Source organism: Streptomyces sp. NPDC036764 (assembly GCF_055609385.1).
Genome location: NZ_JBVJPT010000021.1, coordinates 54,740 through 68,378 on the forward strand (window position 1 = coordinate 54,740; position 13,639 = coordinate 68,378).

The window sequence follows — 13,639 nt, forward strand, 5'->3', positions numbered from 1 at the left end:
AACCCCAAAACGGGCGTCCCGTCAAACGCCAGTTCGTTACGTCACACAGTGCGTCAGATCACACCGGCCGTAGTGCTCCAGGTCACTCCGACGGCGCCGGCTCAGTTGGCCGAGCGCCGGTCCCGCACCGACCGCCAGCGCTCCACGAGCCGCGCGTAGGCCTCCCCGGCCCCCGCCCCGTCGCCCTGCCGCAGCGCCTCGATGCCGTCGGCCACGTCGGCCGCCGAGTGATCGTCCTCCAGCTCGCCGGCCGGGAGGGTGTGCACCAGACCGCCGTAGTCCAACTCGACCAGCGAGCGGGGATGGAACTCCTCCAGCCAGCGCCCGACGTCCACCAGGCCGTCGATGAGGGGCCCTTCGTCGATGGCGTCCTTCAGTGTCCGCAGAGCCCGCGCCACCCGCCGGCGCGCCTGCACCATCGGCGTCCGGTAGCGCAGCGTCGGGGGGATCTCGCCCGAGCCCTTGTCGAACCGCCGCTCCTCGTCCGAGACCAGCACGAACCAGTGCAGCGGCACCTGCCAGGTCGAGGTGCGGATCCACGGCCGGGCGTCCGGGTTGCGGGCCAGCCAGCGCTCGTAGTCCTGGGCCGCCTGCCGCCGTACGAACTCGGGCAGCACCGCGTCCAGGACCGGCCTGGGCAGCTCGTCGCCCAGCTCCCCCAGCGCCTGCCAGCCGCGCAGCCGGGTGCGCCACGGGCACACGCACAGCACCCCGTCGATCTCCAGCACGAAGGCGTCGCTGCTCTCCTGCACCGGCACCGGGACGGGCGGGGTGGGCAGCAAGTCCGCCAGGGAACGGCGCAGTTCGTCCTGGTACGAGGGGCGGTCGGGGCGGCGGGCGTAACGGGCCCAGTGGCCGCGCTCCGGCTCCGGGAAGGCCGCCAGCGGTTCATAGACCCGCAAATACGTCGCGTACGGGACGATCACCGAAGACACCTTGGGCACGCCTGCTCCCTCCCCCGCCGTCTGCCAGGGAAACCTGCGAAACCCGCCGACAAATGCGCGGGAAAACTATGCAAATCGTCGCACGGAGGTACTCCGCGAGTAGGTGATCCTGAGCACTGCGGGTTGGACGGGCGCTCGCGGGTCTAATCTCATGCTCAACAGCCCCCGCCACCTGTACGGGAGCTCGCTCCAACCGCCGCACCGTACTCAGGAGTCACCACAGTGACCGACGTAACACACGGCGTCCTGCACACCCTGTTCCATTCGGACCAGGGGGGTCATGAGCAAGTCGTGCTCTGCCAGGACCGCGCCAGCGGCCTCAAGGCCGTCATCGCCCTCCATTCCACCGCCCTGGGCCCCGCCCTCGGCGGTACGCGCTTCTACCCGTACGCGAGCGAGGAAGAGGCCGTCGCCGACGCGCTGAATCTCGCGCGCGGGATGTCGTACAAGAACGCCATGGCCGGCCTCGACCACGGCGGCGGCAAGGCCGTGATCATCGGGGACCCCGAGCAGATCAAGTCCGAGGAGCTGCTGCTCGCCTACGGCCGGTTCGTGGCCTCGCTCGGCGGCCGCTACGTCACCGCGTGCGACGTCGGTACGTACGTCGCCGACATGGACGTCGTGGCCCGTGAGTGCCGCTGGACGACCGGGCGCTCGCCGGAGAACGGCGGAGCGGGCGATTCCTCCGTGCTCACCGCCTTCGGCGTCTACCAGGGCATGCGCGCCTCCGCCCAGCACCTGTGGGGCGACCCGTCGCTGCGCGGCCGCAAGGTCGGCATCGCCGGTGTCGGCAAGGTCGGCCACCACCTGGTGGAGCACCTGCGCGCCGAGGGCGCCGAGGTCGTCATCACGGACGTGCGCGAGGAGGCCGTCGGCCGGATCCTCGCCGCACACCCCGACGGTGTGCGCGCGGTCGCCGACACCGCGACCCTGATCCGCGTCGAGGACCTCGACATCTACGCCCCGTGCGCGCTCGGCGGCGCCCTGAACGACGACACCGTGCCGGTGCTGACCGCCAAGGTGGTGTGCGGCGCGGCCAACAACCAGCTCGCCCATCCCGGCGTCGAGAAGGACATCGCCGACCGCGGGATCCTCTACGCGCCCGACTACGTGGTGAACGCCGGCGGCGTCATCCAGGTGGCCGACGAACTGCACGGCTTCGACTTCGAGCGGTGCAAGGCGAAGGCCGCGAAGATCTACGACACCACGCTGGCCATATTCGCACGTGCGAAGGCGGACGGAATTCCGCCGGCCGCCGCGGCCGACCGGATCGCCGAGCAGCGGATGCACGAGGCCGCTCAGGCGCGCCGGATGCCCTGATCGGGTTTGACCGGTACCCGTCGGCGCACACTTAGAGAGAACTCTCACGTTCGTCGGCGGGTCGGCTGCCAAGAAGTGGTTAAAATCGCGGTTGACCAGCGGGGACGGGGCGCCCCGAGGGTTCTGGAACCAGGCACGTGCTGCGGGCGACGTACCGTATGGGCGCGGGCTCAGGTACCGTGGAAGCCCTACGGACCGGTCTCTCCGCGGAGAGCCCGTTCCAGATCATGAACGCGTGTCAAGACTCTGGGGCCGTCGAGCCCCGTCACCGAGGGGGTCGAGCCATGGGGCGCGGCCGGGCCAAGGCCAAGCAGACGAAGGTCGCCCGCCAGCTGAAGTACAACAGCGGCGGGACTGACCTGTCGCGTCTGGCCAACGAGCTGGGCGCTTCGACTTCGAACCAGCCGCCGAACGGCGAGCCGTTCGAGGACGACGAAGAAGAAGACGACCCGTACGCCCAGTACGCGGATCTCTACAACGACGACGATGAGGACGACGAGGACGACGAGTCCGGTCCCACGTCGCAACAACGCCGCGGCGCTTGACTACCCAGCAGTGCCTGACCCGGTCCTGAGCGGTTACCCGCCGGACCGGGTTTTGCGCTGCTGTCGTCGGCCTCAGCTCGCGTAGTCGCCGACCAGGGCGGCACCTGTCGTGTGCTCGCCGCGGTCCGTGATCTCGCCCGCGACCCACGCGTCGACCCCGCGGTCGGCCAGCGTGGCGAGCGCCGCGTCGGTGGACTCCTCCGGGACGATCGCGATCATGCCGACGCCCATGTTGAGGGTCTTCTCCAGCTCCAGGCGTTCGACGGAGCCGGTCTTGCCGACGAGGTCGAAGATCGGGGCCGGGGCCCAGGTGGAGCGGTCGACGATCGCGTGCAGGCCGTCCGGGATCACCCGGGCCAGGTTGGCGGCCAGACCGCCACCCGTGATGTGGCTGAAGGCGTGCACGTCCGTGGTGCGGGTGAGGGCCAGGCAGTCCAGCGAGTAGATCTTCGTGGGCTCCAGCAGCTCCTCGCCGAGGGTGCGGCCGAACTCCTCGATCTGCGCATCCAGGGCGAGACCGGCCTGGTTCAGCAGCACGTGGCGGACCAGCGAGTACCCGTTCGAGTGAAGGCCGGACGCCGCCATGGCGATCACCGCGTCACCCGTACGGATGCGATCCGCGCCCAGCAGCCGGTCGGCCTCCACGACGCCCGTGCCGGCACCGGCGACGTCGAAGTCGTTCTCGCCCAGCAGACCCGGGTGCTCGGCCGTCTCGCCGCCCACCAGGGCGCAGCCGGCGAGCACGCAGCCCTCGGCGATGCCCTTCACGATGGCGGCGACCCGCTCGGGGTGGACCTTGCCGACACAGATGTAGTCGGTCATGAACAGCGGCTCGGCGCCGCACACCACGATGTCGTCCATGACCATCGCGACCAGGTCGTGGCCGATCGTGTCGTAGACGCCCATCTGGCGTGCGATGTCGACCTTGGTGCCGACGCCGTCCGTGGCGGAGGCGAGGAGGGGACGCTCGTAGCGCTTGAGGGCGGAGGCGTCGAAGAGGCCGGCGAAACCGCCGAGGCCGCCGAGGACCTCGGGGCGCTGGGTCTTCTTCACCCACTCCTTCATCAGCTCGACCGCGCGGTCGCCCGCCTCGATGTCGACGCCGGCCGCCGCGTAGGAAGCTCCACCGGGCACAACAGTCTCAGACATTGCCTGGGATCTTTCGGGTTGGTTACTGGGCTTACGGGCGACGGATCGCGTCGACGGCAGCCGGGGCGGCCGTGCCGGCCGCGAGCTCGGTCTCCAGGAGCTGCTTGCCGAGCAGCTCGGGGTCCGGGAGCTCCATCGGGTACTCGCCGTCGAAGCAGGCGCGGCACAGGTTCGGCTTGGCGATGGTGGTCGCCTCGATCATGCCGTCGATGGAGATGTAGGACAGCGAGTCGGCGCCGAGCGAGGTGCCGATCTCTTCGATCGACATGCCGTTGGCGATCAGCTCGGCGCGGGTGGCGAAGTCGATGCCGAAGAAGCAGGGCCACTTCACGGGCGGCGAGGAGATCCGGATGTGGACCTCGGCCGCGCCGGCCTCGCGGAGCATGCGGACCAGGGCGCGCTGGGTGTTGCCGCGCACGATCGAGTCGTCGACGACGACCAGGCGCTTGCCCTTGATGACTTCCTTCAGCGGGTTCAGCTTCAGGCGGATGCCGAGCTGGCGGATGGTCTGCGAGGGCTGGATGAACGTACGGCCGACGTAGGCGTTCTTCACCAGGCCCGCGCCGAACGGGATGCCGCTGGCCTCCGCGTAGCCGATCGCGGCCGGGGTGCCGGATTCCGGGGTCGCTATGACCAGGTCGGCCTCGACCGGGGCTTCCTTCGCGAGCCGGCGGCCCATCTCCACTCGGGAGAGGTAGACGTTGCGGCCGGCGATGTCGGTGTCCGGGCGGGCCAGGTACACGTACTCGAAGACACAGCCCTTGGGCTTCGCTTCCGCGAATCGGGAGGTGCGCAGGCCGTTCTCGTCGATGGCGACGAACTCGCCCGGCTCGACCTCGCGGACGTAGCTGGCGCCGCAGATGTCGAGGGCGGCGGACTCGGAGGCCACGACCCACCCGCGCTCCAGGCGGCCGAGGACCAGCGGGCGGATGCCCTGCGGGTCACGGGCCGCGTAGAGGGTGTGCTCGTCCATGAACACGAGCGAGAAGGCGCCCTTGACCTGCGGGAGGACCTTGTGGGCGGCCTCCTCGATGGTCAGCGGCTTGTCGTCCTCGTCGACCTGGGCCGCGAGCAGCGCGGTGAGCAGGTCGGTGTCGTTGGTGGCCGCGACGCGCGGGGTGCGGCCGCCCTCCTGCTTGGGCAGGTCGGCGACCATCTCGGCGAGCTGGGCCGTGTTGACCAGGTTGCCGTTGTGGCCGAGCGCGATGGAGCCGTGACCGGTGGCACGGAACGTCGGCTGGGCGTTCTCCCAGACGGAGGCGCCGGTGGTCGAGTAGCGGGCGTGACCCACGGCGATGTGACCCTGGAGCGAGCCCAGGGAAGTCTCGTCGAAGACCTGCGAGACCAGGCCCATGTCCTTGAAGACGAGGATCTGGGAGCCGTTGCTGACCGCGATTCCCGCGGATTCCTGGCCCCGATGCTGGAGGGCGTAGAGCCCGAAGTACGTGAGCTTTGCGACCTCTTCGCCCGGAGCCCAGACACCGAAGACGCCACACGCGTCCTGGGGGCCTTTCTCGCCGGGGAGCAGATCGTGATTGAGTCGACCGTCACCACGTGGCACGGCACCGAGTGTAGGCGAGATCGACCACTGGTCCGAATTGGGGATACGCGCCTGTAAACGATCACTCTGCGGCGGCCGCATTCACATGTTCGCCGTTTTCGCTGGTCAGAGTGAGGTTGCGGTGATCGATGCCGTACTTCACCGTGCCGTCGAAGAGGCCGAGGAGCGTCTTCTCCGTATCCATGAGTGAGGTGTCGCACATCATTCGCGTGGTGGACGCGGTGCCGAGGGTGATGCTGCCGTCGCGGACCGTCGCCGTGGCCTTCACCTTGTTGCAGCCGAGGCTGCCGCTGACCTCTCCGGTCTTCCGGTCGAACGTGAGGTGGGCCTTGCCTCCGGTGTCGGGGCTGGTGACGGTCCACTTCGTGCCGTAGAGCGGGGCCCCCTCCTGCTTGGTGAGGGCGACCCGGTCGCCGTCCGCGGTGGTGAGGGTGAGCTTGTCGCCGTCGACGTCGGTGCTGAGGCCGCCGTCGGCGAGCGTGCGGGCGAGGGTCTGCTCGAAGCCCGGCGGGACGCCCTCGCAGGCCATCTCGGTCGCCTGCACCTGCTTGAAGGTGACGTTGCTGTCGGCGAAGGCGGCGTCGGCGCCGAAGTTGTTGCAGCCGAGGTTGCCCTTGACCTTGCCGCCGTCGGCGATCTTCAGCCAGGCGCCGCTCGGGGCGTCGCTCTTCTTCCCGTCGACGGTGACGCCGTCGACGGCCCAGTGGACGCCGGTGACGGAGGCCGCGGCCCCGGCACCGACCGATTCGCTGCCCGCGTCCTTGCTGCCGCAGGCGGCGGCGAGCGGGAGGAGGGTCAGTGCCGCGAGGGCGGCCAGTCGCTTTGTGTCCATGCCGAGTGTGTCCATGCCGGTGGGACGGGAGGGACGCGGGACCGGTTCCGCTCGATTCCGCTTGCCGGTCCCGGTGCCCGGCCGTCGCCGATCACGCCAGGAGCGGCAGCAGGGCGTCGAGGTCCGCCCGCTCCCCGCTCGCGCTGACCTTGGCCTCCGCGACGGCGTCCGTCCAGGTCACCCGGCCGGTCGCGAGCCGGATCCAGGTCAGCGGGTCGGTCTCGACGACGTTGGGCGGCGTGCCCCGGGTGTGCCTCGGCCCCTCGACGCACTGCACCACGGCGTACGGCGGGATCCGCACCTCGGTCGAACCGCCGGGCGCCTTCACGGCGAGCGCGTCGGCGAGGAGGCGGGTGCAGGCGGCGAGGGCCTGTCGGTCGTGGGGGATGTCCAGGCCGTCGACGGCGGCGTTCAGGTCGTCGGTGTGCGCGACCAGTTCCACGGTCCGGGTGACCAGGTAGTCGGCGAGGGTCATCGCACCGGTGAGGGCGGCGAGCAGGCGGGCATCGGGTTCCTCCGCCAGGTCCCGCGTGAGGCGTTCCTCGGTACGGGCGTAGAGGGCGTCGAGGTCGGGGTTGTCGGCGGCGAGTGCCTGGGTGCGGTCGGAGATGTCGCCGGCGCGGGCGGCGGTGGCGAAGGGCCAGTCCAGGAGTGTCAGTTCCGCCTTGGCCGGCTCGTCGCGGTCGAGGTTGCGGCTGACGCTCCCCACGGCCATGGACACGTGCGCGGCCAGGTCCCGCACGGTCCAGCCCGGCAGCCGGGTGGGGAGGGCGAGCTGCTCGTCCGTCAGAGTGCGTACGGCCAGCCGTACGTGCCCGAACTGGGTGAGCACCGCGGTGCGGATCTTGCCGGAGTCGTACGTACGGGCACGCTTCTTGGCCGGGGGCATGGGGGGCAGCCTATGTGGGCTGTGGTGCCCTCGTCAGAGCCTGTCCGGCTCTACCGGTGGGGCCCGCGTGCATCGCGGCGCGCTCCGAGGAGTTCGGCGACGGCGTCCAGCCAGCGGGCGGCGCGGTCCTCGGCGTCCGGGGTGGCCGCCACGTCCGCGGCACTGCGCAGCCAGCCCCGCAGCACCTCCGACGGCTCGGCCGAGGGCAAGGGTTCGGGCAGCTCGACGACGTACCGCACGTCCCCCGGCTCGCACCGTGTCGGCGAGGAAGGCCACCGAGCGCGGCAGCACCCCGAGCCGGTCCAGGGTGACGGCGGCGGCGACGGCCCCTTCCCCGAACAGAGCGGTGCGGAAGGTGTCCCGGGTCAGCCCGAAGAGCAGCAGCCTGGCGACGTCGGTGGCTTCGATCAACTCGTCGTCGGTCCGGGTGGCGGGGGTGGGTGGCATGGCGGGGTCCTCGGCTGGGTGGCGATCAGCGGACAGTGATCGTGTAGAGGTAGTAGGTGGGGTTGTCCGTGTCGTCCGGGATGGCCGTCTCGGCTGCCGTCGTGACCGGTACCGGCGATGCGGTGCCCCCGGCGGACGGACTCGCGGCGACCTCGGCGGCGCTGTGGCACAGCCCGTGCGGGCAGTACAGCAGCCTCACCGTGGTCCTGCCCGGGGCCACCGCGGTGAAGTCGAAGTGCTGGGTGCCGTCGCCGCTGCCGGTGACGCCTTCGTCGCCGCCCTCGGTGTCCTCACCGCTGCCTTCGTAGCTCGGCACGGCCGAGTCCGGGCGGGGCTCCGCCAGATACCAGTTCTCGCCGAGCGCGGGGCTGGCGGGCACCTCCAGGGTGAACTCGTCGCCGACCTCGGCGGTCACCGTGCGCTCATCGGTGCCGTACGCGGTAGGTCCGGTCAGCCCGCAGCCGGCGAGAGCGAAGAGGGGGAGCGCCACGAGGGCGGTACGGAGGCGCACGGTCCTCAGCCCTGCCCGATGTAGACGTTGTTGACGATGGCCTCGATCAGATCGTTCTTGCTCTCGGCGCCCGCGACGACGGAACGCAGTTGCGCGAGGCGTTGACGGCGGTCGGTGGTGGATTCGGTCACAGCGGTCCCTGGGCGGTGCGGGAAGGGGCGTCGGAAGGCGGGGATCAGCCGAAGTCGGACAGCGTGGCGCCCGGGGCGGCCTGAGCGGGCTGTGTGCTGACGCCCCCGAGGGCCGGCGGCCGGTCGCCGTGGGCGACGGGGGCGACGGGGGCGACGGGGGCGACGACAGCGCTGCCGGAGGACGTGGCGGACGCGGCGCTCAGCCCGGCGATGGCGTCCCCTTCGGCCCCGCTGTAGGCACGGTTGGAGACACGCACCCGGTCGGCGAGTTCGTACAGTGCCTCGGCCAGGACCTTGGCCTCGGCCTCCCAGGCCTCGGCGTAGTCGGTGAAGGCGGGGCCCATGTCGGACCCGCCGAGGGCCTCGGGCGTGTAGCACTGAGTGGCGGTGATCGCCTTGCGTATCCCGTCGGTGTCGTCCCCGGCGGCGTCCAGCTTGTCGGCCTCCGTATCCAACTCGCCGGCCTGCACCTGGTAGCCGCTCCCGGCCCCCACAGCGCTCATCGCGCACTCCCCCGCGTGTTTGACGGGTTCATGGTAGGTCAGGGCAGTAGACCGTTCCGCCGACCCTGTCTATGCGGGCCGGGCATCCGCCTTGGGCGGCTCGAAGATCTCCCCGTTGCGCGGGACCCCCACTCCGCGCCAGGTGAAGGGGATGCCGCGGGCGGTGTCCGGGTCGGGGGTGTCCATGAGCTGGAAGTGGAGGTGGGGTTCGCTGGAGTTGCCGGAGTTGCCGCAGCGGGCCAGTGCCTGTCCGGTGGTCACCCGGTCTCCCTCGCGGACGGTGAGCGAGCCGCGCCGCAGGTGGGCGTAGAGGGCGTGGGTGCCGTCGCCGAGGTCGAGGACGACGTGGTTGCCGACGATGCGCTTGACGCCGGCCAGGTCGCGCACGGACGCCTCCACGATCATCAGGTACAGCAGCCCGAGCAGCGAGGTGCGGCTGAGGTGGTCGCGCTGGTCGTCGACGGCCCGTACGACGGTGGCGTCGGCCACGGCGAGAAGCGGGGCGTCGAAGGCGGGGAAGGCGCTGTTGCGGCGGGCGAGCGGCCACAGCCACCGGAAGCCGGGGCGGGCGCCTTCCTCGGGCTCGGCGACGACGTCGATGGCGAAGGTCTGGCCGTAGGCGTGCGTGCCATGGCTCGGCGTGCGGTCGGCCGGGCTGTTCAGCGCGGACCAGCGGCCGGTGACGGGCGGGGCGACCTCGACCGGTTCGCGGGCCGCGCGGGGGCTGTCCGGGGCGCCGCCCCGGCGGTGGGCCGCGATGAGGATCACGTAGGACAGCGCGAGCGGCAGGAGGTTCCACCACCACGGATGGCCCAGGTCCAGTAAGACGTCGGCGATCACCAGGCCGACGAAGGTCAGTTGCAGCAGGCGGTAGACAATCTTGACGAGCTTGCGCCCGGACATCGTTCCCCCAGTCAGTCTTCGCTGTTACGTACGGGCCGCCGAGAGCACCACCAGCAGCGGTACGACCCGCCCCGGCGGCACCTCGTAGCGGCCCCGGCCGGTCGTGTGGAGCCAGCCCGCGCCGGTCAGTTGGCGCAGGTGGTGGTAGATCTGGCCGGTCGTGCCGACCTCGTCGGGCTCGGCGAGTTCGGCCGCGGTGCGCCGGCCGCCGAGGATCTCGCGCAGCAGCCGCAGCCGCACGGGATGTCCCAGCGCCGCGAAGGGCTCGGCGGCCTCGGTCCACTCGGCGTCCAGCAGCTCCTGCGTCGACGCGCCCTGCTGCCAGGCGTACTGCTCCCCCGTCGGCAGCCGTACGGCACCGGTGAACAGCACGCCCCCGTCGGCCTCGCCCAGCTCGGCGAGCCGCTCCTTCAGGCCGTCCAGAGCCCAGAAGTCGCCCTCGCCCAGGCTTGGCGCGGTGCGCTGTGCGCCCTCCAGGACGGCGAGCCGGCGCTCGAGGTCGGCGACACGTTCTTCGAGTTCCACTCCGACGATATTACGGAACTACGTAATTACGTGCAACCGGCGAACGGGTGCACGCGAAAGCCCCCGCCCGGCGGACCGGACGGGGGCTTGAAGGCCGTACGACTGCTTACGCGAGCAGCGCCGGGATCGTCGCCTCGTGCGTCTCGCGCAGCCCCTGAAGCGGCAGCGCGAACTCGCCCTGGAGCTCCACCGAGTCGCCGTCCACGACACCGATGCGGGTGGCCGGCAGGCCCCGCGCGCCGCACATGTCGTTGAAGCGGACCTCCTCGGAGCGCGGGACGGCCACGACAGCGCGGCCGGCCGACTCGGAGAAGAGGAAGGTGAAGGCGTCCAGACCGTCCGGGACGATCAGGCGGGCGCCCTTGCCGCCGAGCAGCGCCGACTCGACGACCGCCTGGATCAGACCGCCGTCGGACAGGTCGTGCGCGGAGTCGATCATGCCGTCGCGGGAGGCGGAGATCAGGATCTCGGCGAGCAGCCGCTCGCGCTCCAGGTCCACCTTCGGGGGCAGACCGCCGAGGTGATCGTGCACCACCTGCGACCAGGCCGAGCCGCTGAACTCCTCACGCGTGTCACCGAGGAGGTAGAGCAACTGCCCGTCCTCCTGGAAGGCGACCGGCGTGCGGCGCGCGACGTCGTCGATCACACCGAGGACGGCCACGACCGGGGTCGGGTGGATGGCCACCTCGCCCGTCTGGTTGTAGAGCGAGACGTTGCCGCCGGTGACTGGCGTGCCGAGCTGCTGACAGGCGTCCGCCAGTCCGCGCACCGCCTCCGCGAACTGCCACATCACCGCCGGGTCCTCGGGCGAGCCGAAGTTCAGGCAGTCGGAGACGGCGAGCGGCTTCGCGCCGGTCGTCGCGACGTTGCGGTAGGCCTCCGCCAGCGCCAACTGGGCGCCGTGGTACGGGTCCAGCTTCGCGTACCGGCCGTTGCCGTCCGTCGCGATGGCGACGCCGAGGCCGGTCTCCTCGTCGATGCGGATCATGCCGGAGTCCTCGGGCTGGGCGAGGACGGTGTTGCCCTGCACGAAGTGGTCGTACTGCGAGGTGATCCACTTCTTGGAGGCCTGGTTCGGGGAGCCGACCAGCTTCAGGACCTGGTCCTTCAGCTCGTCGCCCGTGGTCGGCCGCGGGAGCTTGTTCGCGTCGTCGGCCTGGAGCTCGTCCTGCCAGGAGGGGCGGGCGTACGGGCGTTCGTAGACCGGGCCCTCGTGCGCCACGGTCCGCGGGTCGACGTCGACGATCTTGCCGCCGTGCCAGTAGATCTCCAGGCGGTCGCCGTCGGTCACCTCACCGATGACGGTGGCGATGACGTCCCACTTCTCGCAGATCTCCAGGAACCGGTCGACCTTTGCCGGCTCGACGACCGCGCACATGCGCTCCTGCGACTCGCTCATGAGGATTTCCTCGGGCGAGAGCGTGGAGTCACGCAGGGGTACGTCGTCCAGGGTCACGCGCATGCCGCCGGAGCCGTTGGACGCGAGCTCGGACGTGGCGCACGACAGACCCGCCGCGCCCAGGTCCTGGATGCCGACGACCAGCTTCTCGGCGAACGCCTCCAGGGTGCACTCGATGAGCAGCTTCTCCTGGAAGGGGTCGCCGACCTGGACGGCCGGACGCTTCGACGGCTTGGCGTCGTCGAAGGTCTCCGAGGCGAGGATCGACGCGCCGCCGATGCCGTCGCCGCCCGTGCGGGCCCCGTACAGGATGACCTTGTTGCCCGCGCCGGACGCCTTCGCGAGATGGATGTCCTCGTGCCGCATGACGCCGATGGCACCGGCGTTGACCAGCGGGTTTCCCTGGTAGCAGGAGTCGAAGACGACCTCGCCGCCGATGTTGGGCAGGCCCAGGCAGTTGCCGTAGCCGCCGATGCCGGCGACGACGCCCGGCAGGACCCGCTTGGTGTCGGGGTGGTCGGCGGCGCCGAAGCGCAGCGGGTCGACGATCGCGACCGGGCGGGCGCCCATGGCGATGATGTCGCGCACGATGCCGCCGACGCCCGTGGCCGCGCCCTGGTAGGGCTCCACGTACGACGGGTGGTTGTGCGACTCGACCTTGAAGGTCACGGCGTAGCCCTGGCCGACGTCCACGACACCGGCGTTCTCGCCGATGCCGACGAGAAGGGCGTCCGACTCGGGCGCCTTCTCGCCGAACTGGCGCAGGTGCACCTTGGACGACTTGTACGAGCAGTGCTCGGACCACATCACCGAGTACATGGCGAGCTCGGCACCGGTGGGCCGGCGGCCGAGGATCTCCACGACCCGCTCGTACTCGTCCTTCTTCAGACCGAGTTCGGCCCAGGGCAGCTCGACGTCGGGGGTCGCGGCCGCGTGCTCGACCGTGTCCAGAGGCGTCCGGCTCATGCGTTGACCAGCTTCTTGAGGATCGAGGTGAAGAAGGGGAGACCGTCGGAGCGGCCGGTGCCGATGAGCGGCTCCACGGCGTGCTCCGGGTGCGGCATCAGGCCCACGACGTTGCCGGCCTCGTTGGTGATGCCGGCGATGTCGTTGAGCGAGCCGTTCGGATTGAAGTCCAGGTACCGGAACGCGACCCGGCCCTCGGCCTCCAGCTTGTCCAGCGTGTACTGGTCGGCGACGTAACGGCCGTCCATGTTCTTCAGCGGGATGTGGATCTCCTGGCCGGCGCTGTAGTCGCTCGTCCAGGCCGTCTCCGCGTTCTCCACCCGCAGCTTCTGGTCGCGGCAGATGAAGTGCAGGTGGTCGTTGCCGAGCATCCCGCCCGGGAGGAGGTGGGCCTCGGTGAGGACCTGGAAGCCATTGCAGATACCGAGGACCGGAAGGCCCGCCTTAGCCTGCTCGATGACCGTCTCCATCACCGGCGAGAAGCGGGAGATGGCGCCGGCCCGCAGATAGTCGCCGTAGGAGAAACCGCCGGGCAGCACCACGGCGTCGACCTGCTTGAGGTCCTTGTCCTTGTGCCAGAGAGCGACCGGTTCGGCGCCCGCGAGGCGGATCGCGCGCTGGGTGTCCCTGTCATCGAGACTTCCCGGGAAAGTGACGACGCCAATACGAGCGGTCACTTCGCGGCCTCCGCGACTTCCTCGACCTTGACGGTGAAGTCCTCGATCACGGTGTTGGCGAGGAAGGATTCCGCAAGATCGTGGATGCGGGCGAGCGTGGCCTCGTCGACCGGCCCGTCAACTTCCAGTTCGAATCGCTTTCCCTGACGTACGTCGGAGATGCCTTCGAATCCCAGCCGCGGCAGTGCGCGCTGCACCGCCTGGCCCTGGGGGTCGAGGATCTCCGGCTTGAGCATGACGTCGACTACGACGCGTGCCACTGGCACTCCCGGTGTGTGGTGCTGAGCAGGTTCCTTCAGACTACCCGTACAAAATTTCTACGCGAGTAGAGTTGTAG

16 protein-coding genes are annotated in these 13,639 nt (G+C 70.4%); 2 read left to right on the forward strand and 14 right to left on the reverse strand.

The window, feature by feature from the left end; genetic code table 11:
* Positions 1-101: 101 nt before the first annotated feature.
* Positions 102-944 (reverse strand): DUF8083 family protein, encoded by an 843-nt coding sequence (locus ACZ69Q_RS42915; protein ID WP_471053701.1) that lies wholly within the window; start codon positions 942-944, stop codon positions 102-104.
* Between the two features lie 222 nt (positions 945-1,166).
* Here ACZ69Q_RS42915 and ACZ69Q_RS42920 point away from each other — a divergent pair, with 222 nt between their 5' ends.
* A complete protein-coding gene (locus tag ACZ69Q_RS42920) occupies positions 1,167-2,264 on the forward strand; it encodes a Leu/Phe/Val dehydrogenase (protein WP_471053704.1) in 1,098 nt (365 codons plus the stop codon).
* 284 nt (positions 2,265-2,548) lie between these two features.
* Positions 2,549-2,809, forward strand: a complete 261-nt coding sequence (locus ACZ69Q_RS42925) for a DUF3073 domain-containing protein (RefSeq protein WP_346186433.1) — start codon at positions 2,549-2,551, stop codon at positions 2,807-2,809.
* Between the two features lie 72 nt (positions 2,810-2,881).
* Here ACZ69Q_RS42925 and purM read toward each other — a convergent pair whose 3' ends face one another.
* From purM to purS, 13 genes are all read right to left on the reverse strand, one after another.
* Complete coding sequence (gene purM, locus ACZ69Q_RS42930) at positions 2,882-3,958, reverse strand: phosphoribosylformylglycinamidine cyclo-ligase (RefSeq protein ID WP_471053708.1); 1,077 nt, start codon at positions 3,956-3,958, stop codon at positions 2,882-2,884.
* A gap of 31 nt (positions 3,959-3,989) precedes the next feature.
* Entirely contained in the window at positions 3,990-5,519 is a 1,530-nt protein-coding gene (gene purF / locus ACZ69Q_RS42935; RefSeq protein ID WP_471053711.1) for an amidophosphoribosyltransferase, read from the reverse strand.
* A gap of 61 nt (positions 5,520-5,580) precedes the next feature.
* Positions 5,581-6,351 (reverse strand): META domain-containing protein, encoded by a 771-nt coding sequence (locus ACZ69Q_RS42940; protein ID WP_471053714.1) that lies wholly within the window; start codon positions 6,349-6,351, stop codon positions 5,581-5,583.
* A 91-nt stretch (positions 6,352-6,442) separates the two neighbouring features.
* Positions 6,443-7,240: a maleylpyruvate isomerase family mycothiol-dependent enzyme gene (locus tag ACZ69Q_RS42945; protein WP_471053717.1), complete on the reverse strand. Its 798-nt coding sequence runs from the start codon at positions 7,238-7,240 to the stop codon at positions 6,443-6,445.
* A gap of 50 nt (positions 7,241-7,290) precedes the next feature.
* Positions 7,291-7,479, reverse strand: a complete 189-nt coding sequence (locus ACZ69Q_RS42950) for a hypothetical protein (protein WP_471053720.1) — start codon at positions 7,477-7,479, stop codon at positions 7,291-7,293.
* A 233-nt stretch (positions 7,480-7,712) separates the two neighbouring features.
* Positions 7,713-8,198, reverse strand: a complete 486-nt coding sequence (locus tag ACZ69Q_RS42955) for a protease inhibitor I42 family protein (RefSeq protein WP_471053721.1) — start codon at positions 8,196-8,198, stop codon at positions 7,713-7,715.
* Between the two features lie 5 nt (positions 8,199-8,203).
* Positions 8,204-8,329 (reverse strand): hypothetical protein, encoded by a 126-nt coding sequence (locus ACZ69Q_RS42960; RefSeq protein ID WP_471053724.1) that lies wholly within the window; start codon positions 8,327-8,329, stop codon positions 8,204-8,206.
* A 44-nt stretch (positions 8,330-8,373) separates the two neighbouring features.
* Positions 8,374-8,832, reverse strand: a complete 459-nt coding sequence (locus ACZ69Q_RS42965; RefSeq protein ID WP_471053726.1) for a hypothetical protein — start codon at positions 8,830-8,832, stop codon at positions 8,374-8,376.
* A gap of 69 nt (positions 8,833-8,901) precedes the next feature.
* Positions 8,902-9,735: a M23 family metallopeptidase gene (locus ACZ69Q_RS42970; RefSeq protein WP_471053729.1), complete on the reverse strand. Its 834-nt coding sequence runs from the start codon at positions 9,733-9,735 to the stop codon at positions 8,902-8,904.
* Positions 9,736-9,759: 24 nt separating this feature from the next.
* On the reverse strand, positions 9,760-10,260 hold the full coding sequence (locus ACZ69Q_RS42975; protein ID WP_471053732.1) for an ArsR/SmtB family transcription factor: 501 nt from the start codon (positions 10,258-10,260) through the stop codon (positions 9,760-9,762).
* Positions 10,261-10,366: 106 nt separating this feature from the next.
* Positions 10,367-12,625, reverse strand: coding sequence for a phosphoribosylformylglycinamidine synthase subunit PurL (gene purL, locus ACZ69Q_RS42980; RefSeq protein ID WP_471053734.1), 2,259 nt, complete (start codon positions 12,623-12,625; stop codon positions 10,367-10,369).
* The gene (gene purQ, locus ACZ69Q_RS42985; RefSeq protein ID WP_471053737.1) at positions 12,622-13,302 is read right to left on the reverse strand and encodes a phosphoribosylformylglycinamidine synthase subunit PurQ; all 681 of its coding nucleotides are present in this window, start codon (positions 13,300-13,302) and stop codon (positions 12,622-12,624) included. The genes purL and purQ overlap by 4 nt, the downstream gene beginning before the upstream one ends.
* Positions 13,299-13,562 carry a phosphoribosylformylglycinamidine synthase subunit PurS gene (gene purS, locus ACZ69Q_RS42990; protein ID WP_217235954.1) on the reverse strand — a complete coding sequence of 88 codons (264 nt, stop codon included), beginning with the start codon at positions 13,560-13,562 and terminating at the stop codon, positions 13,299-13,301. Before purS ends, purQ begins: the two co-directional genes overlap by 4 nt.
* Positions 13,563-13,639: the final 77 nt, after the last annotated feature.